At 71.9% G+C, this 20,446-nt stretch carries 21 protein-coding genes; 10 read left to right on the top strand and 11 right to left on the bottom strand.

Annotated elements, in window-relative coordinates; genetic code table 11:
* Nucleotides 1-56: 56 nt before the first annotated feature.
* The 3 genes from ACFV9W_RS25515 to ACFV9W_RS25525 all read right to left on the bottom strand — a co-directional run bounded on the left by ACFV9W_RS25515 (nucleotide 57) and on the right by ACFV9W_RS25525 (nucleotide 2,896).
* Nucleotides 57-725 (bottom strand): TetR/AcrR family transcriptional regulator, encoded by a 669-nt coding sequence (locus ACFV9W_RS25515; RefSeq protein ID WP_385764787.1) that lies wholly within the window; start codon nucleotides 723-725, stop codon nucleotides 57-59.
* Nucleotides 726-813: 88 nt separating this feature from the next.
* On the bottom strand, nucleotides 814-2,319 hold the full coding sequence (locus ACFV9W_RS25520; RefSeq protein WP_385764789.1) for a class I adenylate-forming enzyme family protein: 1,506 nt from the start codon (nucleotides 2,317-2,319) through the stop codon (nucleotides 814-816).
* Between the two features lie 4 nt (nucleotides 2,320-2,323).
* The gene (locus tag ACFV9W_RS25525; RefSeq protein ID WP_385764791.1) at nucleotides 2,324-2,896 is read right to left on the bottom strand and encodes a VOC family protein; all 573 of its coding nucleotides are present in this window, start codon (nucleotides 2,894-2,896) and stop codon (nucleotides 2,324-2,326) included.
* A gap of 161 nt (nucleotides 2,897-3,057) precedes the next feature.
* On the opposite strand from ACFV9W_RS25525, the gene ACFV9W_RS25530 reads away from it, so the two are divergent.
* Genes ACFV9W_RS25530 through ACFV9W_RS25540 form a run of 3 tightly spaced genes read left to right on the top strand, consistent with a single transcriptional unit; the run spans nucleotide 3,058 to nucleotide 6,226 of the window.
* Complete coding sequence (locus ACFV9W_RS25530) at nucleotides 3,058-4,176, top strand: hypothetical protein (protein WP_385764793.1); 1,119 nt, start codon at nucleotides 3,058-3,060, stop codon at nucleotides 4,174-4,176.
* A 28-nt stretch (nucleotides 4,177-4,204) separates the two neighbouring features.
* Entirely contained in the window at nucleotides 4,205-5,749 is a 1,545-nt protein-coding gene (locus tag ACFV9W_RS25535; RefSeq protein ID WP_385764795.1) for a class I adenylate-forming enzyme family protein, read from the top strand.
* A 48-nt stretch (nucleotides 5,750-5,797) separates the two neighbouring features.
* A complete protein-coding gene (locus tag ACFV9W_RS25540) occupies nucleotides 5,798-6,226 on the top strand; it encodes a nuclear transport factor 2 family protein (RefSeq protein WP_385764797.1) in 429 nt (142 codons plus the stop codon).
* A 61-nt stretch (nucleotides 6,227-6,287) separates the two neighbouring features.
* On the opposite strand, the gene ACFV9W_RS25545 is transcribed toward ACFV9W_RS25540, so the two are convergent.
* Nucleotides 6,288-7,958, bottom strand: coding sequence for a putative glycoside hydrolase (locus ACFV9W_RS25545; RefSeq protein WP_385764799.1), 1,671 nt, complete (start codon nucleotides 7,956-7,958; stop codon nucleotides 6,288-6,290).
* A 30-nt stretch (nucleotides 7,959-7,988) separates the two neighbouring features.
* On the opposite strand from ACFV9W_RS25545, the gene ACFV9W_RS25550 reads away from it, so the two are divergent.
* The 4 genes from ACFV9W_RS25550 (at nucleotide 7,989) to ACFV9W_RS25565 (ending at nucleotide 11,279) form a co-directional block, all read left to right on the top strand.
* The gene (locus tag ACFV9W_RS25550) at nucleotides 7,989-8,171 is read left to right on the top strand and encodes a hypothetical protein (protein ID WP_385764801.1); all 183 of its coding nucleotides are present in this window, start codon (nucleotides 7,989-7,991) and stop codon (nucleotides 8,169-8,171) included.
* 173 nt (nucleotides 8,172-8,344) lie between these two features.
* Nucleotides 8,345-9,220 (top strand): polysaccharide deacetylase family protein, encoded by an 876-nt coding sequence (locus tag ACFV9W_RS25555; RefSeq protein ID WP_385764803.1) that lies wholly within the window; start codon nucleotides 8,345-8,347, stop codon nucleotides 9,218-9,220.
* Nucleotides 9,221-9,267: 47 nt separating this feature from the next.
* Nucleotides 9,268-9,912, top strand: a complete 645-nt coding sequence (locus ACFV9W_RS25560) for an alpha-ketoglutarate-dependent dioxygenase AlkB family protein (RefSeq protein ID WP_385764804.1) — start codon at nucleotides 9,268-9,270, stop codon at nucleotides 9,910-9,912.
* A gap of 107 nt (nucleotides 9,913-10,019) precedes the next feature.
* On the top strand, nucleotides 10,020-11,279 hold the full coding sequence (locus tag ACFV9W_RS25565) for an ROK family protein (RefSeq protein WP_385764806.1): 1,260 nt from the start codon (nucleotides 10,020-10,022) through the stop codon (nucleotides 11,277-11,279).
* Here the strand turns inward: ACFV9W_RS25565 and ACFV9W_RS25570 are convergent.
* The 5 genes from ACFV9W_RS25570 to ACFV9W_RS25590 all read right to left on the bottom strand — a co-directional run bounded on the left by ACFV9W_RS25570 (nucleotide 11,266) and on the right by ACFV9W_RS25590 (nucleotide 15,271).
* Nucleotides 11,266-12,462 (bottom strand): MFS transporter, encoded by a 1,197-nt coding sequence (locus tag ACFV9W_RS25570; RefSeq protein ID WP_385764808.1) that lies wholly within the window; start codon nucleotides 12,460-12,462, stop codon nucleotides 11,266-11,268. The genes ACFV9W_RS25565 and ACFV9W_RS25570 overlap by 14 nt on opposite strands.
* A gap of 190 nt (nucleotides 12,463-12,652) precedes the next feature.
* The gene (locus tag ACFV9W_RS25575; protein WP_385764810.1) at nucleotides 12,653-13,249 is read right to left on the bottom strand and encodes a TetR/AcrR family transcriptional regulator; all 597 of its coding nucleotides are present in this window, start codon (nucleotides 13,247-13,249) and stop codon (nucleotides 12,653-12,655) included.
* A 95-nt stretch (nucleotides 13,250-13,344) separates the two neighbouring features.
* Nucleotides 13,345-13,929, bottom strand: a complete 585-nt coding sequence (locus ACFV9W_RS25580; RefSeq protein ID WP_385764812.1) for a DUF4865 family protein — start codon at nucleotides 13,927-13,929, stop codon at nucleotides 13,345-13,347.
* A gap of 11 nt (nucleotides 13,930-13,940) precedes the next feature.
* Nucleotides 13,941-14,555: a TetR/AcrR family transcriptional regulator gene (locus ACFV9W_RS25585; RefSeq protein WP_385764814.1), complete on the bottom strand. Its 615-nt coding sequence runs from the start codon at nucleotides 14,553-14,555 to the stop codon at nucleotides 13,941-13,943.
* Nucleotides 14,556-14,563: 8 nt separating this feature from the next.
* Complete coding sequence (locus ACFV9W_RS25590; RefSeq protein ID WP_385764816.1) at nucleotides 14,564-15,271, bottom strand: DUF998 domain-containing protein; 708 nt, start codon at nucleotides 15,269-15,271, stop codon at nucleotides 14,564-14,566.
* 264 nt (nucleotides 15,272-15,535) lie between these two features.
* Between ACFV9W_RS25590 and ACFV9W_RS25595 the strand changes: the two genes are divergently transcribed.
* From ACFV9W_RS25595 to ACFV9W_RS25605, 3 genes are read left to right on the top strand one after another with little or no spacing between them, the layout of a single operon-like run.
* Nucleotides 15,536-15,862 carry an SHOCT domain-containing protein gene (locus ACFV9W_RS25595; protein WP_385764818.1) on the top strand — a complete coding sequence of 109 codons (327 nt, stop codon included), beginning with the start codon at nucleotides 15,536-15,538 and terminating at the stop codon, nucleotides 15,860-15,862.
* Complete coding sequence (locus tag ACFV9W_RS25600) at nucleotides 15,859-16,641, top strand: ABC transporter ATP-binding protein (RefSeq protein WP_385764820.1); 783 nt, start codon at nucleotides 15,859-15,861, stop codon at nucleotides 16,639-16,641. Before ACFV9W_RS25595 ends, ACFV9W_RS25600 begins: the two co-directional genes overlap by 4 nt.
* The gene (locus tag ACFV9W_RS25605; RefSeq protein WP_385764823.1) at nucleotides 16,638-19,199 is read left to right on the top strand and encodes an ABC transporter permease; all 2,562 of its coding nucleotides are present in this window, start codon (nucleotides 16,638-16,640) and stop codon (nucleotides 19,197-19,199) included. The genes ACFV9W_RS25600 and ACFV9W_RS25605 overlap by 4 nt, the downstream gene beginning before the upstream one ends.
* Before the next feature lie 29 nt (nucleotides 19,200-19,228).
* On the opposite strand, the gene ACFV9W_RS25610 is transcribed toward ACFV9W_RS25605, so the two are convergent.
* Both ACFV9W_RS25610 and ACFV9W_RS25615 read right to left on the bottom strand, forming a co-directional pair.
* On the bottom strand, nucleotides 19,229-19,741 hold the full coding sequence (locus tag ACFV9W_RS25610) for an ATP-binding protein (RefSeq protein WP_385764825.1): 513 nt from the start codon (nucleotides 19,739-19,741) through the stop codon (nucleotides 19,229-19,231).
* 206 nt (nucleotides 19,742-19,947) lie between these two features.
* Entirely contained in the window at nucleotides 19,948-20,262 is a 315-nt protein-coding gene (locus ACFV9W_RS25615; RefSeq protein WP_385764827.1) for a hypothetical protein, read from the bottom strand.
* Nucleotides 20,263-20,446 lie beyond the last annotated feature (184 nt).

Here is a 20,446-nt window from a genome sequence, read left to right on the forward strand (position 1 = left end):
CCCTGGTGTTCCGGAAGTCCCTGGTGTTCCAGAAGTCCCTGGTGTTGCGGACGTTCTTACGGGCGCCAGTAGATGGACTTGACCCAGATCGTCGCGAGCGCGTCGATGGGGCTCTCCTCGTCCGGCGCGGTGCCGCCCTCGCCGTGTCCCATCCAGATGTAGCAGGAGTGCTCCAGCATCGCCGAAAGGGCCGACGCCGTCAGCTCGGGGTCGGCCCCCGGGCAGTACCCGTCCTGCTGCGCCCGCCGGATCTCGGCCGCGATCATCCCGGTGCCCTCGGCGCGGATCGCCAGCCACCGGTCACGGAACTCCTCCTCCAGCATCGACGCCTGGAACACCCCGACGAGTTCGCCGCGGTGCCTGCGGTACGTGTGCCAGAACGCGGCCACCGCCTCGCGCAGCGCCTCCTGGGGCGCGAGGCCCGCGCGGTAGGGCCGCTTCGTGAGCTCGGAGGCCTCGTGGTGGAAGTCCTCGGCGAGCGCCGCGAGGAGGTCGGCCTTGGTGTCGTAGTAGTTGTAGAACGACGCCACGGACTTGCCGGCCTCGGCCGCGATGTCGCTGATCCGCGCGTTGAGATAGCCGTCCCTGGCGAACACGGTCCGGGCCGCGGCGCGGAACGCCTCGTCGGTCTCGCGCCCCTTCCGGGTCGCCTTGGCCGTCCGCTCGGCGCCCGGCCGGGCCGCGGTCGTCGCCTTGCGCGCGGGCCTGACGGTGTGTCTCCTCATGCTGCGGACTCCCCCTCTCGACGCCGCGATGCTATCCGGACCGGCCCCGCACCAGGCACGACGGGGTGCGGGGCCGGTCCGGCAGGCACTACGAGACCCGGCGCGTGTGTCCGGCCCAGAACGGTTCGCGCAGAGGTCCCTTGAGCACCTTTCCCGTGGCGTTGCGCGGCAGGTGTGTGGCCACCGTGATGCCGGTCGGTGTCTTGAAGTGGGCGAGCCGCTCCCGCGCCCAGCCGAGGAACGGCTCGGGCGTGAACTCCCGCTCCGTGTCGGCGGGGACGAGGACGGCGTGCACGGTCTCGCCCCAGCGTGGATGCGGAACGCCGATGACCGCGACCTCACGCACCGCGGGGTGCGCCGCGAGCACCGCCTCCACCTCCGCCGGATACACGTTCTCGCCGCCGGACACGATCATGTCCTTGAGCCGGTCGACCAGCGTGAGGTAGCCCTCGTCGTCGAACGTCCCGATGTCGCCTGTGCGGTAGAAGCCGTCGGGGGTGAGTACTTGGCGGGTGGCCTCCGGATCGTTCCAGTAGCCGGGGAAGGGGGCCGCGCCGCGCACCTGGATCTCGCCGTGCTCGCCGAGCCGGATCTCCCAGCCCAGCGAGGGGCGGCCCGCCGTGGCGAGGCGCCCGCGGGACACGTCGTGGTCGGCGGGCGCGAGCGAGCTGATCGGCAGCGGCCCCGTCTCGGTGCTCGCGTACGCCTGCCGGAACCGGCAGCCCAGCGTGGCGACGGCTCGCTCCAGCACATCCGGCCTGATGGCCGACGCCCCGTACACCACCTCGACGAGCGCGGACAGGTCCGGCGGTGTGCGGCGCGAGGCGACCTCCGACGTCACCGCGTCGACCAACGTCGGTACGAGCTGGGTGAGTTGGACGCGCCGGGCGGACAGCTCGTCCACGAACCGGGACGCCGCGAAGCCGTCCATGAGATGCAGATGACCGCCGGTGAACAGGGCGTAGCCCAGATTCACGAGCCCTGCGACGTGGAACAGCGGAAGGGCGCTCAGATGCCGGGCGCCCGGCACGGCCTCCGGCACCTCCAGGGACATGAAGGTGGCGGCCGAGGTCAGCATCTCGTGGGTGACCGGCACCAGTTTGGGCCGGCCGGTCGTGCCACTGGTGTGCAGCAGCGCGCAGGGGGAGTCGGCCCGCATGCGCTCGTGCGGGCGTACGGGGGCGGGTGTCGCGGCGGCGGGGGTGTCGGGTGTGAGCGGGAGGACGGTGCCGTCTAACCCGCCCCCGACGTCGACGAGTTGGGCGGATGCCTCGTCCGCCACGACATGACGGGGTTTCACCATCCCCAGCAGCACCGCGACCTCAGGCGCCGCCAGCCGCCAGTTCACCGGCGCGGGCAGCGCTCCCGCCCGGAGCAGGCCGAAGAGTGCCACGGCCCACTCCACCCGGTTGTGCGCGAGCAGCGGGACCACGTCGCCCGGTGTCACCCCGGCCGCAGCGAACCGCGCCGCCTCGCGCTCCACCGCGTCCGCGAGGCCCGCGTAGCTCAGCTCGCCTCCCCGGTCGTCGCTGAGCGCGACCCGGTCGGCGTCGTGCGCGGCGCGCCAGTCCAGTACGTGCTGCCAGGACGGCACGGCGTCAGCCGGCGGTGGCCGGGGAGACCCGGTCGGCCGCGGTCTTCGGGGTGTGGGCGACGTCGCCGGGCGCGTCCATCTCCCTTCGCCAGCAGGCGAATTCGAGCAGGATGCCGTCCGGGTCCTGGAAGTAGAAGGACCGCACGAAGACGCCGTCGTGCAGCTTCTCGGCGTACCCGTCCTCGCTGTCGTCGTGGTCGATGACCGGGCTGACCCGGACGCCGTCCTCCTTGAGTTTGGCGCGGTACTCCAGGAACCGCTCCTCGGGCACGTTGATCGCGACGTGGTTCATGGTGCCGACCGCCGAGGTCCACTCGCCGATGCCGGGCACGGTCACCGGACGGGACACCCCCGGCACCGCGTCGGGCGCGTCCGCGAACCAGAAGAACGCCAGCGCGTTGCCGCCGCCCATGTCGAAGAAGAAGTGCTGTCCGGCGCCGCCCGGGAACTCGATCGTCTTGATCAGGCGCATGCCGAGGACGCGTGTGTAGAAGTCCACCGTGCGCTCCATGTCCGCGCACACCAGGGCGAGATGGTTGACCCCGCCCAGCTCGTACTTCGGGTTCCGCCATGTCATGTGCCGGACCTCCTGTCGTCGGCCGGTGAATCCTGTTCTGAATCTAAACTCAGATTCAGAACTGCGCTAGGGTTCCGACGCACCAGGCGTTCGGGGGTGCGTGGTCACCCGCTCCCGGGCAGCCGGACCGGTCAGCCGTTCTCGTCAGAGGAGGCAGCGCAGTGCAGGAAATCGCCAGGGAATTCGTCGGGTCGGCATCCCCACTGGTGGGACGGGCGGGGGCCGGAGGTCATCCCTGCCAGGGCATCTACCACCATCCCAAGGGGCACCGGCCGACCACGGCGTTCATCGCCACCCACTACAACGTGGACTTCTCCGAGCACTACTTGGCGTCCCATCTCGCCGAGCGTGGCTACGGCTTCCTCGGCTGGAACACCCGCTTCCGCGGCAACGAGCCGTACTTCCTCCTCGACCACGCGCTGGCGGAGATCGGCGTCGGCGTGCGCTGGCTGAAGGAGGTCGCGGGCGTCGAACGCGTCGTCCTCCTCGGCAACTCCGGCGGCGGCTCGCTGATGGCGGCCTACCAGTCGCAGGCGGTCGAGCCGAACGTGCTGCCCACCGCCGGCGCCCGGCCCGTCGAGGCGATCCAACACCTCGACGCCGGCGACCTGTTCGTGGCCCTCGCCGCGCACTCCGGGCGGCCGGAGGTGCTCACGAACTGGATGGACCCCTCGGTCACGGACGAGACCGACGCCCTCTCCGTGGACCCCGACCTCGACCCCTTCGACCCGCGCAATCCGGCCCCGTACGACGACGAGTTCCAGCGGCGCTACCGGGCGGCGCAGCGGGCCCGCAACGAGCGGATCACCGACTGGGCGCTCGAACGGCTCGACGAGCTGCGCGGCACCCGCGCCCGCGACGAGCTGTTCCAGCTCCACCGCACCTGGGCCGACCTGCGGATGATCGACCCGGCCATCGAGCCGTCGGACCGCCGCCCCAACTGGTGCTATCTGGGCGAGCCGGCCCGTGCCAACTACGGCGTGTTCGGCATCGGCAAGCAGTCCACGCTCCGCACCTGGCTGTCCATGTGGAGCCTGCGCACCTCGCAGTGCATCGCCGCCCCGCACCTGGCCCGGATCACCGTGCCGTCCCTCGTGGTGCATGCCACGGCCGACGCCTGCGTGTACGACAGCGACGCGGACGCGCTCTTCCGGCATCTCGCCGCGACGGACAAGCGCCTCGAAACCGTGAAGTCCGACCACTATCTCCAGGAGCCGGACGACACCCGGTCCGTGGCGGCGGACCTGATCGCGAACTGGGTGGCGCAGCGCACCCCGTGACACCACGGACGTACCCGCACGGAGCCGGATGGAGACGGACGGAGGCGCACGGATGCAGAGCTGGATCCATGTCCTGGAATGGCGGGCCACCACCCGCCCGGACATCCCCGCACTGATCGACGACCGGGGCACCCGACTCACCTACGCCGAGCTGCTCGAGGCGGTGGAACGACGGGCGGGTGGCTGGGCGCGGGCGGGCATCGCGCCCGGGGACGTGGTCGGGGTGATCGCGCGCAACAGCGCGGACTTCTTCGTCCACTGCTTCGCGCTGATGCGGGCCGGCGCGATCCCGGCACTCATCAACTGGCGCCTATCGCCAGGGGAGTTGAAGGACCTCTTCGACCTCCTCCAGCCGGTCGCGGTGGCCGCCGACGCAGAGTTCACCGCGCCGCACGACCTCGCCCTCCGCGTCCGCATCGGCGGCGGCCCGCTCCCCGGGGGATGGCACGACGGCGACACCCTCGACGCCCCCGCGCCGCCCCGCCCGGTCGAGCGGCTGCGAACCGACGCCGTGATGGCCCTCGTCCACAGCAGCGGTACCACCGGCAGGCCCAAGGCGGTGCCGCTGCGCCACGGGGCCCTCATCACCAGCGTCGCCGCCTTCGCCCTGGAGATCGGGGACCAGGTCGCGGGGGCGCGCCACCTGCAACTGATGCCGCTGTTCCACCTGGGCGGACTCGGCCAGGCCCTCCAAGTGTTCCTCACAGCGGGCACGTTGGTGGTGCCCACGGCGTTCCGCCCGGCGGAGGCGATCGACACGGTCGAGCGCGAGCGCGTCCAGTTCTTCACGGCAGGACCGTCCATCGTCGACATGCTGGTGGCCGAGGTACGAGACCGTGACCCCGCGCCCGACCTGTCGAGCCTGGTGGAGATCGCCTACGGTTCCGCACCCATCACCCCGAACTCGCTGGAGGCGGCCCTCGCCACCTTCGGCTGCCGGTTCCGGCAGATCTACGGCAACACGGAGAGCCAGAGCATGATCAGCCTGCTGGCCCCCGAGGACCACCAGCCGGACAACCCGCACCTGGCCACGGCCGGGCGGATCTCCTTCGGCTGGGAGGTGGCGATCGTCGACCCCGGGGGACGGCCGGTGCCCACAGGCGACGCGGGCGAACTCCTGATCCGCGGCGACTGCCTGTTCCACGGCTACTGGAACGCCCCGGACACCACGGCCGAGGCCCTCACCGACGACGGCTGGTACCGCACCGGCGACATCGCCCGCCTCGACGCCGACCGCTACCTGACCATCCTGGACCGGGCCACCGACATGATCATCACCGGCGAGGAGAACGTCTACCCCGCCGAGGTCGAGGCGGTCCTCGCGCGCCACCCCGGCATCGCGGAGGCCGCGGTCGTCGGCCGCCCCGACGCACGCTGGGGCGAGGCGGTGCACGCCGTCGTCGTACCGGCCGAGGGCCGGGCGCCGACGGCGGAGGAGATCATCGCCTTCACCCGCGAACACCTGGCCCACTTCAAGTGCCCCCGCAGCGTGGAGCTCACCTCCGAACTGCCCCGCACGACGACCGGCAAGGTCCTCAAACGCGAGCTGCGCGGCAGACGCCCCGCCCGCTGACCCACCGCCCGGCACGGAACCACCGCTCACCCCTCCAGAGGAGCGCCCATGAACATGAACACCCAGCGCATCGACCAGCCCACAGCGGAGCGGTTCGACGGCCTCATCGACCGATTCCTCGCCGCCATCGAAGCCGGCGACATCGACACCGTGCGCGCGCTGTACGCGCCGCACGCGGTCATCTGGCACAACGACGACCTCGTGGAACAGTCCGTCGAGGACAACCTCAAGGTCCTGCGCGGCCTGCACCGCACGGTCACCGACCTCCACTACGAGATCGTCCGCCGCGCCCACTTCGACGACGGCGCACTCCAACAGCACGTCCTGCACGGCACATTGCCCGGCGGCGCCCCCGTGACCCTGCACGCCGCCATGTACGTACGCGTCGAGGACGGCCGGATCACCCGCATCGACGAGTACCTGGACTCGGCCCACCGGGCCACGATCCGGGCGGCGCGGGAGGCGCAGGGCGGATGAGGCGGCCGGGCGTCACATGAACGCGGGGGGCGGGCAGCCGCACCGCCCCCCCCCGCATGCCTCAGCCCAACGCCCCCTCGTGGTACTGAACCCCCGGATTCCACAGCAGGAATCCCTTGATGCCGTCGGAGCGGGCCGCGTCGAGTTGGGCGCGGACCTCCTTGTCGCCGTAGGAGACACCGAGGGAGAAGTCCTGGATCCAGGGGACGATCTGCGCGTCGGTGTGCCGGGTCTTCTTGGCGAACGCGGCGAGGGAGCGCTTGGTGATCGGGTACGGGTGGGAGTTGGGGTCGGACACGCCGTACTCGCCCTTCGCCCAGTGCGAGGGGTAGATCATCGGCGCGATGTAGTCGGACTCCTGCGCGAGCAGGCCGACGTCCTGGGCGATCTCCTTCGGCCGGTCGACGGCGATGCCGAACACCGAGACACCGAGGAACGCGTCGTACTTGCGCACGGCGGCGCGGGTCTCGCCGACGACATCGGCGACGGACTGCTCAGGGCTGGTGTCACCGAGGCCGGGGAAGGACATCTTCGACATCGGGCCGTCGGGGCGGCGGATGTAGTCGTAGAGGATGTCGTCGAAGCCCAGCTTCGCGGCCTCCGCGGCCAGGTCGATGTTGTACTTCCTGACCTCCTTGTCCGCGAAGTTGGTGAACGACAGCTGGCCGTAGCTGCCGCCGTTGTAGGCGCCCCCGCCCGGGGTCTGTACGACCCGGTCGCGGTGGCCGGATTTCCATGACTTGGTGGCGAGGATCGGGTCGCGGAAGGCGACGATGCGGCCGACGACCGTGCCGCCCGCGGCGTGGATCTCCTTGATGGCCTTCTTCGCGTCGTAGTACCCCTTGGTGGCGCCGACGCTCTTCGCGAGCGGCACCTTCGAGGCGTAGCCGATCTCGCCCAGCTCGTCCTTGATGTCGAGCTGCACGGCGTTGATCTTCTTCTGCTTCAGCATCTTCATGACCGGCCCGCGCAGCGCGTCGGAGGCCCAGCCCTGCGCGCTGACGTGCACGGCCTTCAACACCGGTCGGTGCACGGTGAGTTCGGCCTCGTGGCGGGCGGTGTTGCCCGCGGCGTCGGTCGCGGTGACCGTCGTACGCCCCGGTGGACGCGGGAGCCGGACGGCGAATGCCCCGTCCTTCGCGGGCTTCGCCGTACGCCCCGCGACGGTTATCTTCCGCGCGCCGGCCGCCGTGCCCTTGACGGTGACGGGCTCGCGGAAGCCGGCCGCCTTGGTGTCGGCCACCTCGAGGCGGGGTGCCTCGGTGTCGACCGTCAGTTTTCGGACGACCTCGGTGTCACCTGCGGGCCAGGAACCGGGCTGGGTGACACGCAGTTCGTGTGTGCCGTCCTTGATGTCACCCAGGCCGACGGTGAGGGGGCCGGCGCCGCCGTGCGCGGCCCGCGTCCGCAGGGGCTCGCCGTCGAGGGTGACGTTGGTGCCCTTGAGTTCGGCGCCCTCGGCGCCGGTGACCTCGAACTCGCCAGTGCGCAGGAGCTGCGCGCCCAGCCTGCCGTCGTTCGGCAGGCCGACGAGGTTCAGGGCGGTCCCGTGTGCGGCGCGTAGCGAGAGTGTGCCGCCTATGGCGAGAACCAGTGCGAGCAGTACGCAGACGAGGATGATCGGCCGTCTGTACGGGAAGCCCGCCGGGGAAGAGCTGGCCGCAGGGTCGGAAACGGAACCGGATGTGCGGGAGGTGGGGGAGCGGAGCCAGTTCTTCCAGTCGAGCCGCATCAGCAGATCCTCCAGGAGGTCTCGTGCGTCGTGGTCGTGGTCTACTGCGCCTTCTTCGTGCTCACCGTCTTCGCCGGGTTCACCGCCGTCACCGACTTCACCGCCCTCGTCGGGTTCACCGTCTCCGTCGGGTTCACCGTCTCCGTCGGGTTCGCCGTCTCGATCGAGTGCGCCGTCTCCGTCGGGTTCGGCGGTCCGGCACAACTGTCGTAGCTGCTCTGGTCCTTGCGATGGCCGCGGTCTCCTGCGGCGGTACCGGGAGTGGTGCGCCCAATGACGGGGCCGAGTCCCCTGAGTCCGCCGGTGACGGGCAGGCTTCCCGTTCCCCGACCTCGGGACACTCTTCCGGGGCAGCGAAACCGGCCAAACCTCCGGCCCCGGACAAGGTGCGCGCCAACGAGCTCGGCGCCGTGCCCGTGCTCATGTACCACCAGGTACTCGAGAAGCCGAAGAGCGCCTACGACCGGACACCCAAGGACCTCCGCGCCGAACTGGAACGCCTGGCGCGCGAGGGATACGTGCCCGTGACCGCGGGCGACTTCGAAACCGGGAGGATCGACATCCCGGCCGGCGCCCACCCGGTCGTCCTCACCTTCGACGACTCCACCGACAGCCAGTTCCGCCTCGGCGCCGACGGCGAACCCACCAAGAACTCGGCGATCGGTGTCCTGCGCGCCGTCGCCCGCGAGCACCCCGACTTCAAGGCCCGCGCCACCCTCTTCGTGAACGGCGACGCCTTCGCAGCCACCGGCCAGAAGAAGGCCCTGACCTGGCTGCACAAGAACGGTTTCGAGATCGGCAACCACACCCTCGACCACGCGAACCTCGCGCAGAGCGGCCCCGCCAAGGCGCGCGCCCAGATCGCCGCGGGCCAGCGCTCCATCGAGCGCGACGTCCCCGGCGCGCGGGTCCGCTCCCTCGCCCTCCCGTACGGCATCCGGCCCGAACCCGCCGACCTCGCCCTGACCGGCAGCGCCTCCGGCACCAAGTACAGGAACCGGGGCGTCTACCTCGTCGGCGCGAACCCGGCCCCGTCCCCGTACGCGGACGACTTCGACCCCGTCGGCATCCCGCGCGTCCGCTCGGCCCCCGCCAAGGGCAAGGACGCGAAGTACAGCTCCGAGCACTGGCTCGACCAGCTGGCCGCGGGGAAGCTCGCGCGCTACACGTCCGACGGCGACCCGAACCACATCTCGTACCCGAAGGACACGGCCGCGCGGCCGGGGAAGACGGCGAAGAAGGACCAGCTCCGACCCTACTGAGGTGACCGCCACGACCGGTCCAGGTGTCATCGGGAACACTGGAACCCATGAACGAACTGTTCGCCCGCGACCGCACGGAGATCGCCCCCGGCGCCGTCCACGTCCCCGACTGGCTCGACGCGGGCGAACAGCGGCACCTGGTCGAACTGTGCCGGACGTGGGCGCGCCCGCCCGCGGGCCTGCGCGACGTGCGGCTGCCGGGCGGGGGCCGGATGAGCGTGCGGCAGTTCGGTCTCGGCTGGCACTGGTTCCCGTACGGGTACGCGCGCACCGCCGTCGACGGCGACGGGGAGGCGGTGAAGCCCATGCCGGAGGAGCTGGAGACGCTCGGCCGGCGCGCCGTCGCGGCGGCCTACGGCGCCGGACACACCACAGACCCGTACGACATCGCCCTGATCAACTACTACGACACCGACGCCCACATGGGCATGCACAAGGACCGCGACGAGAAGTCGGCGGCGCCGGTGGTGTCCCTCAGCCTCGGTGACACCTGCGTCTTCCGGTTCGGCAACACCGAGACCCGTACGAAGCCGTACACGGACGTCGAGCTGCGCAGCGGGGACCTGTTCGTGTTCGGCGGCGACGCGCGGTTCGCGTACCACGGGGTGCCGAGGACCGAGCCGGGGACGGCGCCGCCGGGGCTCGGCCTGAGCGGGCGGCTCAACATCACGCTCCGGGTCAGCGGCCTGTAGGGAAGGTGGGCGCGCGGACCGGCCGCTGGGGAAGGTGGGCGCGCGGATCGGCCGCGGGGCGTTCAGCGGCTACCATTCCTGAGCGTGATCAGGGCGAGGAGTTGCTGATGGGCGGCGGCAAGGCGGCCTCCGGGACCGGGGGCCACAGGGTGGGCGACACGGCCGGGCGGCCGCCACGTCTGGAGCGGGGGCGCAGCGCGCTCGGACCCGCGCTCGAACTCGTCCACACCGGGCGGGCGCCCACCCGCGCCGTGCTCACCGCCGAACTCGGTGTGACCCGCGCGACCGCGGGCGCCGTCGCCGCGGAGCTGGAGGCGCTCGGCCTCATCCGCATCGACGCGAAGCCCAGCGCGGCATCCGGCTCGCAGGGCCGCCCCTCGCACCGCCTCTCCGTCGCGGACGAGGGCCCGGTCGCGCTTGCGGCACAGGTGCACTCCGACGGCTACCGGGCGGCGCTCGTCGGCCTCGGCGGCGGCATCGTCGCCACCACGCCTGGCTGCGAGATCATCGACCCGGACCCGGCGGACGTCCTGCGTTCGGTCGTCGAGGCGGGCGTCCGGCTCCTCGAAACCACGGGCCGACGCTGCGTGGGCGCGGGCCTCGCCGTCCCCTCCGCGGTCGCCGAACCCGACGGCACGGCCCTCAATCCGCTCCACCTGGCCTGGCCGGTGGGCGCGCCGGTGCGGCAGATCTTCACCGACTGCGTACGGGAAGCGGGCCTGGACATCCCCGCGTTCGCGGCCAATGACGTCAACCTGGGCGCGCTCGCCGAGCACCGGCACGGCGCGGGACGCGGCGCCCGCGACCTGTTGCTGGTGGCGACCGGACACCGCGGAGTGGGCGGCGCCCTCGTCCTCGACGGCCATCTGCACACCGGCAGTTCGGGCCTCGCCCTGGAGGTCGGCCACCTCACGGTGAACCCCGAGGGCCGCCCCTGCCACTGCGGGAGCCGCGGCTGCCTGGACGTCGAGGCCGACCCCCTTGCCTTCCTCACCGCGGCGGGCCGCGCCCCCGACCCCGGCGGCTCGCTGCTCTCCCAGGCGCGCGGCCTGATGGCGATGGCGAAGGACGACCCCGACGTCCGCGCGGCGACCGCGCTCCTCATCGACCGCCTCGGCCTCGGACTCGCCGGACTGGTCAACATCCTCAACCCGGACCGCATCGTCCTCGGCGGCCTGCACCGTACCCTCCTCGACGCCGACCCCGAGCGGCTGCGGGCCGTCGTGGCGGACCGCAGCCTGTGGGGGCGCAGCGGCAGCGTCCCGATCCTGGCGTCGACGCTCGACCACAACAGCCTGGTGGGCGCGGCGGAACTGGCCTGGCAGCCGGTGCTGGACGACCCGCTGGGAGCCCTCAGCGGGGGCTGACGCCGACGGCCTCCACGACCGGCTCCTGCTGCGGGGCAGGGGCCTGGTTCCTACGGGCCATCAGATCCGGTACCAGCGAGGCGATCCCGGCGAGTGCGAGCGCGACACCGACCCACAGCGGGGCCCGGAGCCCGTACGCGTCGATGACGACACCGCCCACCGAGGTGGCGATGACGATGCCGAGCGTGATGAACGAGGAGTGCACGGTGTTCACCAGCGCCCCCGCGTTCCCCCTGCGCTGTACGCGGACCACCATCGCGGGGTTCATGGTGACACCCACGAGGCCGATGCCCAGCATGCACACCACGGCGGCCGCACTCACCTGCGCGAACAGCGCGAAGCCCAGCAGGAAGAGGGAGTTGAGGGCGAGCCCGGCCAGCAGCACGGTCAGGGTGTGCCGGTCGGCGAGCCGACCCGTCACCGTGTTGCCGATGACGGTCGCCGCCCCGTAGGCGACGAGCAGGAGCGGCACGGTGCCCGCGCCGAACCCGGAGACCTCGGTGAGGATCGGGCCGAGATAGCTGAACGCGGCGAACGTCGCACCGATCACGAGCGTGCTGGTCGACAGCGTGAACCACAGCCGAGCGGACCGGAACACGCCGAACTCCTCCCGCAGTTGACCGGCCCCCTCGCCCTTCGCCACATCCGGCACCCCGACGAGCGTCGCCGCCGCGGCGAGCACCGCGATCCCCGAGATCACCCAGAACGCGGCGCGCCAGCCGAACCGGTCACCGATGAACGTGGCCAGCGGAAGCCCGAGCAGCGTGCCGAGCATCAGCCCGTTCAGCGCCACGGAGACGGCGCGGCCGCGCACCTCGGGCCGGGTGAGCTGCGCGCACATGCCGAGCCCGATCCCGAAGAAGGCCTGCGAGGCGACGCCGGTGACGACCCGCGCCACCAGCATCACCGGGTACGTCGACGCGGTCGCGGCCAGCACATTGCCGGCGAGGAACACGGCGAACAGCACCATCAGTGCCCGCTTCTGAGGCACTTTCAGAAGCGCGACGGTGAGGAACGGCCCGCCGAACGCCATGGCCGTGGCGAAGGCGGTGATGAGATACCCGATCTGCGGGATCGTCGCGTCAAGTCCGTCCGCCATCTGCGGCATCAGACCGGCGACGACGAACTCGCTGGTGACCATGGCGAAGATGCCGAGGGCGAGGACGTATACGGCGCGTGGCATGGGTGTGTCCCTCCACGGGAGTGGCTAGTTTTGGAGTTTTGGATGGAGCAGTACAAAAGTGGGGCATGACTGATCGGGCCGGAGTGCCCGACCTTCGTGCGTACGTGCGTGTGTCTACGCGCGCGTGCTTACGTGCGTGTGTCTACGCGCGCGTGCTTACGTGCGTGTGCTTACGCGCGCGTGGGGTGGGCTAACCGGTGAGGGTGTCCAGTGCGATGCGTGCGGTGGCCTCGAGGGTGGCGCGGTCGGCGCCCCCCTGCCCGGCGACACGCATCCCGCCGATCACGGTGTTGAGGAAACGTGCCAGTTCCTCCGGAGCCCGCTTCGAGGCGATCGAGCCATCCGTCTGCCCGGCCGCGATCACGGACCTCAAGGCCGCGAGCCGGACGGCGAGGTCCCGCTCGACCAGGCGCGCCGCCTCCGGATCGCGCCCCGCCAGCTCCACGGTCGTGTTCACCGTGAGGCACCCACGGCTGTGCCCGTCCTTACGAGTCCCGGCCTCGGTGTCGACCGTCCTCGCGAGAAAGGCCCGGATCCGGTCGAGCGGCGCTCGCTCCGCATCCTCCAGGATCTCCATCTGGGCCGCGGTCATCCGCTCGATGTACCGGTTCAGCGAGCGCGTGAACAGGTCGTGCTTGCTGGCGAACGTGTTGTAGATGCTGCTGCGCCCCAGTCCGGTGGCGGTGCACAGGTCCTGGGTGGAAGTGGCCTCATAGCCGTTCTCCCAGAAGGCGTGCATCGCCGCGTCCAGGGCCCGCTCCTCGTCGAACATCCTCGGTCGGGCCATACGGGAACGCTACCTGTTTTGGATCGCTCGGTGCAATACCGGATCCGAGGTCAGGTCGGGCTGGGTCAGGTCGGGCCGGGCCGGGGCGGCCCCGCTCACCACTGCCGCCCGTGCGTCAGGCCCGCGCGCTCGGGCTGCGAGAGGTGCAACACCTGGTACCGGTCGCCGGGGGCCTTGGGTGTGTCGTGTTCCCACACCGAGAAGGTCAGTAGCTCCCAGGTGCGCGGGTCGATGGCCGACGCGGCGAACAACACGCCCGATTCCTGGGCGAGTTGTGCGGTCCCGTCGACCGCCTCGGCGGTCAGTTTCGGGAGGTCGGCCCCCGGCTCGATCGGCGTCCGCTGCCGCACGGCCGTCCGCGGTCGCGTCGTGGCCGCCGCCCCCTCCTCGTAGGCGATGCCCGTCCAGTGCTGCACGACGGGGCGCCCGAAGTCGGCGACGATGCCCTGGAATCCGGGGCCCCACAGGAAGGCGTTCATGCCGGTCGGCGCGTTCCACAGGTAGAACGGGGCGTACTGGTTCACCGGCGAACCGGCCACGCCGCGCACCCGCATCAGATACGCCTTGGCGCCGAGGCCGGGGAAGTCGTCGAGCGCGTGACCCCTGGTCTCCACGCGGCTGCGGATGATGTTCATGTCGTAGTCGGCGGGCAACGTGATCTCGTACTGCATCGCGTGCATGGAGCGCGTCCTCAGTGGTCGGCGGCGACGGCGGCGGGCGCGGTGGCGGGCGGGGCGGGGGAGAGGAGTGCGAGCAGGCCGCGTACACCCGCGTCGAACGCTGTCGTGTCGCCCGACGCCCGCGCCAGGACGTAGCCCCCCTGTACGGTCGCCACCACCGTCGCCGCGACCTCCCGCGGCACCAGGCGTGCCGCCAACTCGCCGCTCTCCACACCCTCTTGGACGGCGTCGGCGATCCGGCCCTCGACGTAGGCGATCGTCTCGGCGACGGGCTCCCGCAGCTCGTCGCTGGTGATCACGTCCGGGTCCATCGTCAGCCGGCCGACGGGGCAGCCGCGCAGCACATCGCGCTCGCGCAGCAGGTACGCCTCGATCCGCTCGCGCGCCGAACCGCCCCCGCCGAGCACCCGGTCGACCAGGGTCCGCATCTCCTCCCCGGTGCGCCGGATCGCGGCGAGCGCCAGGTCCTGCTTGCCGGTGAAGTGGTGGTACATGCTGCCCTGGCCGACCCCCGCGCGCTGCAGGATCGCCTTCGGGCTGGTGCCCACGTAGCCGCGCTCCCACAGGAGCTCGCGGGTGGTCTCGATCAGTCGATCCTGGGTGGTGGCCATGGTGTCACCGTACATACCAGTAGTTACAGATTCAATGCCTCTCCTCGGGATCCGCCCCTGGGGGCCATGCGCTGTACGTACCGCCCGAGCACCCCCAGCATGATCACCTCGCATCCGAGCATCACCCGCTCCACCAGCCCGATCAGCTCCCGCCCACCCGGCCCCGCCGAGTACGCCATCACCCCGGCCCCGGCCACCGCGAGCAGGGAGAGCACACGCAGCCACCACACGGTGCGCCCCGCCGTGGAGCCGAGTCGCCCCGCCAGCACGAGACCGGCCGCCGGCAGGGCGGCGAACGCCGCGACGGACGCGTAGCGGTGCACATACGCGGAACCGGTCAGCTGCGTCGTGAGCGGATCCGTCGGGACCACGGCCGCCAGGACCAGACCCGCGCCCCATATCGCCAGCAGCACGGACGGCAGCCCGCGCATCGCCGGGAGCCGTCTCCTCGCCACCGCGAGGAGGGCCAGCGAGACGAGGCCGAGCGCGGCCATCGCGGTCTCGATCGGGCCGCCGCGGTCCAGCGCCGCGAAGTCGCTGACCGTGAGGGAGAGTTGGCTGAGCCCCGGGTCGGTGTCCCGGGGAGCCAGCAGCGCCGCCAGCATGGCCACGACCACGGCGGCCCACACCGCCGGAGCGAGCAGCCGGCCGGGCGCACCGGGTCGGCTGAAGGCGAGCCGTCGGCTGAGGGCGGGCCGTCGGCTGAAGGTGTCTCGTCGTGGAGTGGTCACGGACTGATCCTCCGCCCGGCCGGGACCCGTACACATGCGGGCTCACCCGGACTCGTCCCTGACGCTGCCCCTGACACATACCTGGGTCTGCCGACCGGCCGGGAGCAGCCCCGCCCCTCCCGCGTACTCCCGGGGAGGTACGCGCGGTGCCGCTGGCCGTACGACGACCCGGACCCCCTCCCGGCGGGACGCTCGAGTCATCACCACACGTGGACTCCCCGGCACACCGCCAGGGCGCCACCGGAGCAAGAGGAGATGAGTCGGATGCAGACCCTCGCGGAATTCGGGCCCGGCAACGGACCCGGCCCCTGGATCCTGTTCTTCCCGCTGATCTGGGCGGCTGTCATCGTAGGCGTCGTCACCCTGCTGCGCCGCACCGTCTGGCGCGGCCGCCGCGGACCGTGGCGCCCGGGCGGCCCCCGCCCCGACGAGAACTCGCCGATCGCCGTGCTCGGCCGCCGCTTCGCCGCCGGAGAGATCGACGAGGACGAGTACTGGCGCCGACTGACCGTGCTGAACGAGGAGTTCGGCCACTACGGCACCTACGGTGGGTACGGCGCCGACGGCAAGGCGAAGGGCGGCGCGTCATGAGCACCGCCACGACGCTCACCCCCACCGCTCTCGCGGCACGCGTGGACGACGCCGTCAAGGTGTACGGCTCCGGTGACACCGCTGTCCGTGCCCTCGACGGCGTGAGCGTCGGCTTCCGCGCCGGACGGTTCACCGCGATCATGGGCCCGTCCGGTTCCGGGAAGTCGACCCTGATGCACTGCGCGGCGGGGCTCGACACCCTCACCGAGGGCGCCGCGTACATCGGTGACACCGACCTCGGCTCCCTCGACGACCGACGCCTTACCCTGCTGCGGCGCGACCGCGTGGGATTCGTGTTCCAGGCGTTCAACCTCGTCCCGACGCTGACCGTCGCCGAGAACATCACGCTGCCGATCGACCTGGCGGGCGAACGCCCCGACCGCGAGTGGCTCGACGCGCTCGTCGATGTCGTCGGGCTGCGCGACCGGCTGCACCACCGGCCCGCCGAACTCTCCGGCGGCCAGCAGCAACGCGTCGCCGTGGCACGGGCGTTCGCGGGCCGGCCCGATGTCGTCTTCGCCGACGAGCCCACCGGCAACCTCGACTCACGCTCCGGCGGCGAGGTGCTCCGCCTCCTCGGCGACGCGGCCCGCCAGTCCGCGCGCACCGTCGTCATGGTCACCCACGACCCGGTCGCCGCGGCCCACGCCGACGAGGTCGTCTTCCTCGCCGACGGCCGCCTCGTCGACCGGATGGAACGGCCGACCGCGGACCGGGTCCTCGACCGGATGAAGGCCTTCGACGGACCCGCGGCGGCCGAGGGAGGCGGGCCGTCATGAACGCCTCCCTCCGCCTCAGCCGCACCTCGCTGCGCGCCCACAAGCGGCGCTTCGCCGGAACGTTCAGCGCCGTCCTGCTCGGCGTCGCGTTCCTCGCCGGCACCCTCGTCATGGGTGACACCCTGCGCGCGAGCTTCGACTCGATGTTCGCGGGCGCCAGCAGCGGCACGGATGCCGTCGTGCGCTCCGGCAGCGTCATCACCACCCCCGGCGAGAGCCAGGGCACCCGCCGCCCGGTGGACGCCTCGCTCGCCGACGAGCTGGCGAAGGCCCCGGGCGTCGCCGCGGCGGCGCCGAACATCCAGGGTGCGGGCCAACTCGTCGACGCCCACGGCGAACCCATCGGCGGCCAGGGCCCGCCCACCCTCGCCGGGAACTGGATCGACGACCCGAAGCTCAACGCGTACCAGCTCGCCGAGGGGCGCACCCCGAGCAGGAGCGGCGAAGTCGTCGTCAACCGCGGCGCGGCGAAGACCGGTGACCTGAAGGTCGGTGACACGACGACGCTGCGCACGCCCGACCCCGTGCAGGTCACCATCGTGGGCCTGGCCACCTTCGGGGGCGAGGACGGCATGGCGCAGACCACCTTCACCGGCATGACCCGCGCCGACGCCGAGAAGTACCTCACCCCGAAGCCGGGTCAGGCGTCCACCATCCAGGTGCGGGCGGGGCCCGGTGTCGGCCAGCAGGAGCTCGTCGACTCGCTGAGCGGCAGCCTTCCCAAGGGAGTCGAGGCGATCACCGGTGAGGAGTCGGCGCAGGAGAACACCGACATGATCTCCGGCCAGTTCCTCACCCTGTTCACGACGTTCCTGCTCGTCTTCTCCGGCGTCGCGCTGCTCGTCGCGACCTTTTCCATCCACAACACCTTCGCCATCGTGGTGGCCCAACGCTCCCGCGAGAACGCCCTGTTGCGGGCGCTCGGCGCGGCCCGCCGACAGATCGCGGGGGCGACCCTCGTCGAGGCCGGCGCGGTCGCCGTGGTGGCGTCCGCCGCCGGACTCGCGGGCGGCATCGGCATCGCGGCCGGACTCCAGGCGCTGTTCCCCGCCATCGGATTCCCGTTCCCCGAAGGGGACTTGGTGATCAGCCCGCTGTCCATGCTGCTGCCGCTGGCCGTCGGCATCGTGGTGTGCGTCGGCTCCGCCCTGCTGCCCGCCATGCGAGCCGGACGCACCGCGCCGCTGGCCGCCCTGCGCGAGAGCGCCGTCGACGACTCGGGTGCCTCGCGGCGCCGCGCCGTCATCGGCGGTGTGCTGGGCGCGGCGGCGGTCGCGGCGACCCTCGTGGGGGTCCTGGTGTCCCCGTCGATCACGCTGGCGGGCATCGGCGCCGTACTGGTCCTCGCGTCGTTCGTCGTGCTCGGCCCCGTCGCGTCCACGTCCGCCGTACGGGCCCTGGGCGCGCCGCTCGACCGGCTGCGCGGCGTTACCGGCGGGCTCGCGCGGCGCAACGCCCTGCGCAGCCCGAAGCGCACCGCCGCCACGGCGAGCGCCCTGATGATCGGGGTCGCGGTGGTCTCCCTGTTCACCGTCTTCGGCGCCTCGCTGAAGGCGACCATGGACCAGACCGTGAACCGTTCCTTCGCGGGCGACGTCGCCGTCTCCACCCCCTCGTTCGGCGCGGGCGGCAGCGGACTCAGCCCGAAGCTCGCGCCGGCGATCGCCGAGCGGCCCGAGGTGGCCGCGGCGGTCGGCCTCGGCAGCGGCGTCGCCGACGTCGACGGCAAGGGGCGCGCCCTCACCGTCGCCGCCCCGGCCGCGATCGCGAAGTCGTTCGACCTCGGCACGGTCGACGGCTCGATGCGCGGGCTCGGCAAGAACGGCATCGCGATCACCCGCGCGGAGGCCGACAAGCGGCACCTCGCGGTCGGCGACACGGCACGGCTCACGTTCACCGACGGCACGAGGGAACCCTTCACGGTCCGCGCCGTGTACGGACAGTCCGAGCTCGCCGGCGACTACGTGATCTCGCGCGAGGCCTGGGCACCGCACCGTACACAGGACGCCGACCGGCTGATCTCCGTCACCTTCAAGGACGGTGTCTCCACGGCCGACGGCACGAAGGCGGTCGAGAAGGTCGCGGCGGCGTACGGCGATCCGGATGTGCAGACCCGCGACGCCTACGCGCAGTCCTCGGCGTCCGGCATCGACATGATGCTCACGCTCGTCTACGCGCTGCTCGCCCTGGCCGTCGTCATCGCGCTGCTCGGCATCGCCAACACGCTCACCCTGGCCGTGCACGAACGGACCCGCGAACTGGGTCTGCTGCGCGCCGTCGGCCAGACCCGCGGGCAACTGCGGGCGATGGTCCGCTGGGAGTCGGTGCTCGTCGCCGCGTTCGGCACGGCCGGCGGGCTCGTGCTCGGCGGCTTCCTCGGCTGGGTGCTGGTGAAGGCGTCCGACGGGGCGAGCGACAGCGCCTTCGCGTTCGCGCTGCCACCGGCCCAGCTGGCGGTCGTGGCCCTCGTCGGGCTCGCCGCCGGCGCCCTCGCGGGACTGCGCCCGGCGCGCAGGGCGGCACGCCTGGACGTACTGCGGGCCATCGCCACCGAGTGAGCGGCGTGCCTACGGTGATCACCGCCCGGTCAGCCTGCGACGGCCGACCGGGCGGGAGCATGCGGGGACACCGGGCGCTCGCGCGTGTCCGTGCGGCGCGCGGGATGTGTCGCGTACACCGGGTAGGGCGCGATGGCCATCGTGGGTGCGGGGGCCGACAGGGCGAACCAGACGACCTTGCCGCCTTCCCTGTGCGGCCGCACGCCCCAGCTCTCGCTGACCGCGGCGATCATCGCGAGGCCCCGGCCGCAGGTGGCGAGGTTGTCGGCGTCCCGCACCTCGGGGAGCCTCGGGTCGTGGTCGTGCACCGAGACCGTGAGCATGCCGCTGAGCAGCTCGATGTCCACGGTGCAGAGTTTGTCCGGCCCGGCGTGCCGGTGGACGTTCGTCAGAAGCTCGGTGACACCGAGCGCGGCCATCTCGATCAACGGATCGAGATGCCAGTAGCGCAACTGCGCCGATACGATTCTGCGGACCTGACCTATCCGCGACGGCAGGGCTTGGAGCTCCACCGTGCAATGCCTGTTCGGCTGGCTGATCACGGCTACGACTCCCCGAAAGTGAGTCCGGAAGAAGACGAAAACGGATCGAGCGGTGCGACCGCGCTGCGACAGAACTGCCCGTTCCGTGTCCGGCGGGCTGGTTCGCAGCGTTATCGCCGGTAAACCCTGAGTAGTGATGTGTGACCAGCGTGACCCAGGGGGCGTTGGCGTGCAACTTCGCCGGCTGTCCGCTGCGGGGCGGGGCGCTATCCGGTCCGTGGGGTGGCGGCCCGCACGGCCTCGATGAACCGGCGGGCCATGGGCGGTTCCGCGTCGCCGCTCCTGCCGCCGAGGCGCAGCAGATAGCGCCGCCCGTCCACGTCGGCCATCGCCCGGTCCTCGGCGCCGAACCATGGCCTGCCCGCGCGCACTTCACCCAGTGGGGCGCTGTCGATCTCGCTCCCGTAGCTCGTGAGCAGCTCCAGCCTGCCGCCCGTGATCCGGACCTGTCCCGCGCGGGTCAGGGACCGCAGGCGCCGGCCGATGCGCACGCCCGTCGCCGTGAACTCCGGCTCCGCCATGCTGTTTCGCCCCCTCGAGTGCGTGTCTGCGGTGCAGTCTGCACGCACCTGGCCAGGAGCACCAGTGCACATGTGGACGCGCTGTGAAGCACTGGGGGCAGCTTCGGCGCGCGCCCCCGCACGCACGTTCCCGGATCTTCCCTGCGTGCCGTGCGCGTGTTCCGCCGCCTTCCCAGGCGTTCCT

Source organism: Streptomyces sp. NPDC059897, assembly GCF_042730865.1.
Taxonomy (GTDB): domain Bacteria; phylum Actinomycetota; class Actinomycetes; order Streptomycetales; family Streptomycetaceae; genus Streptomyces.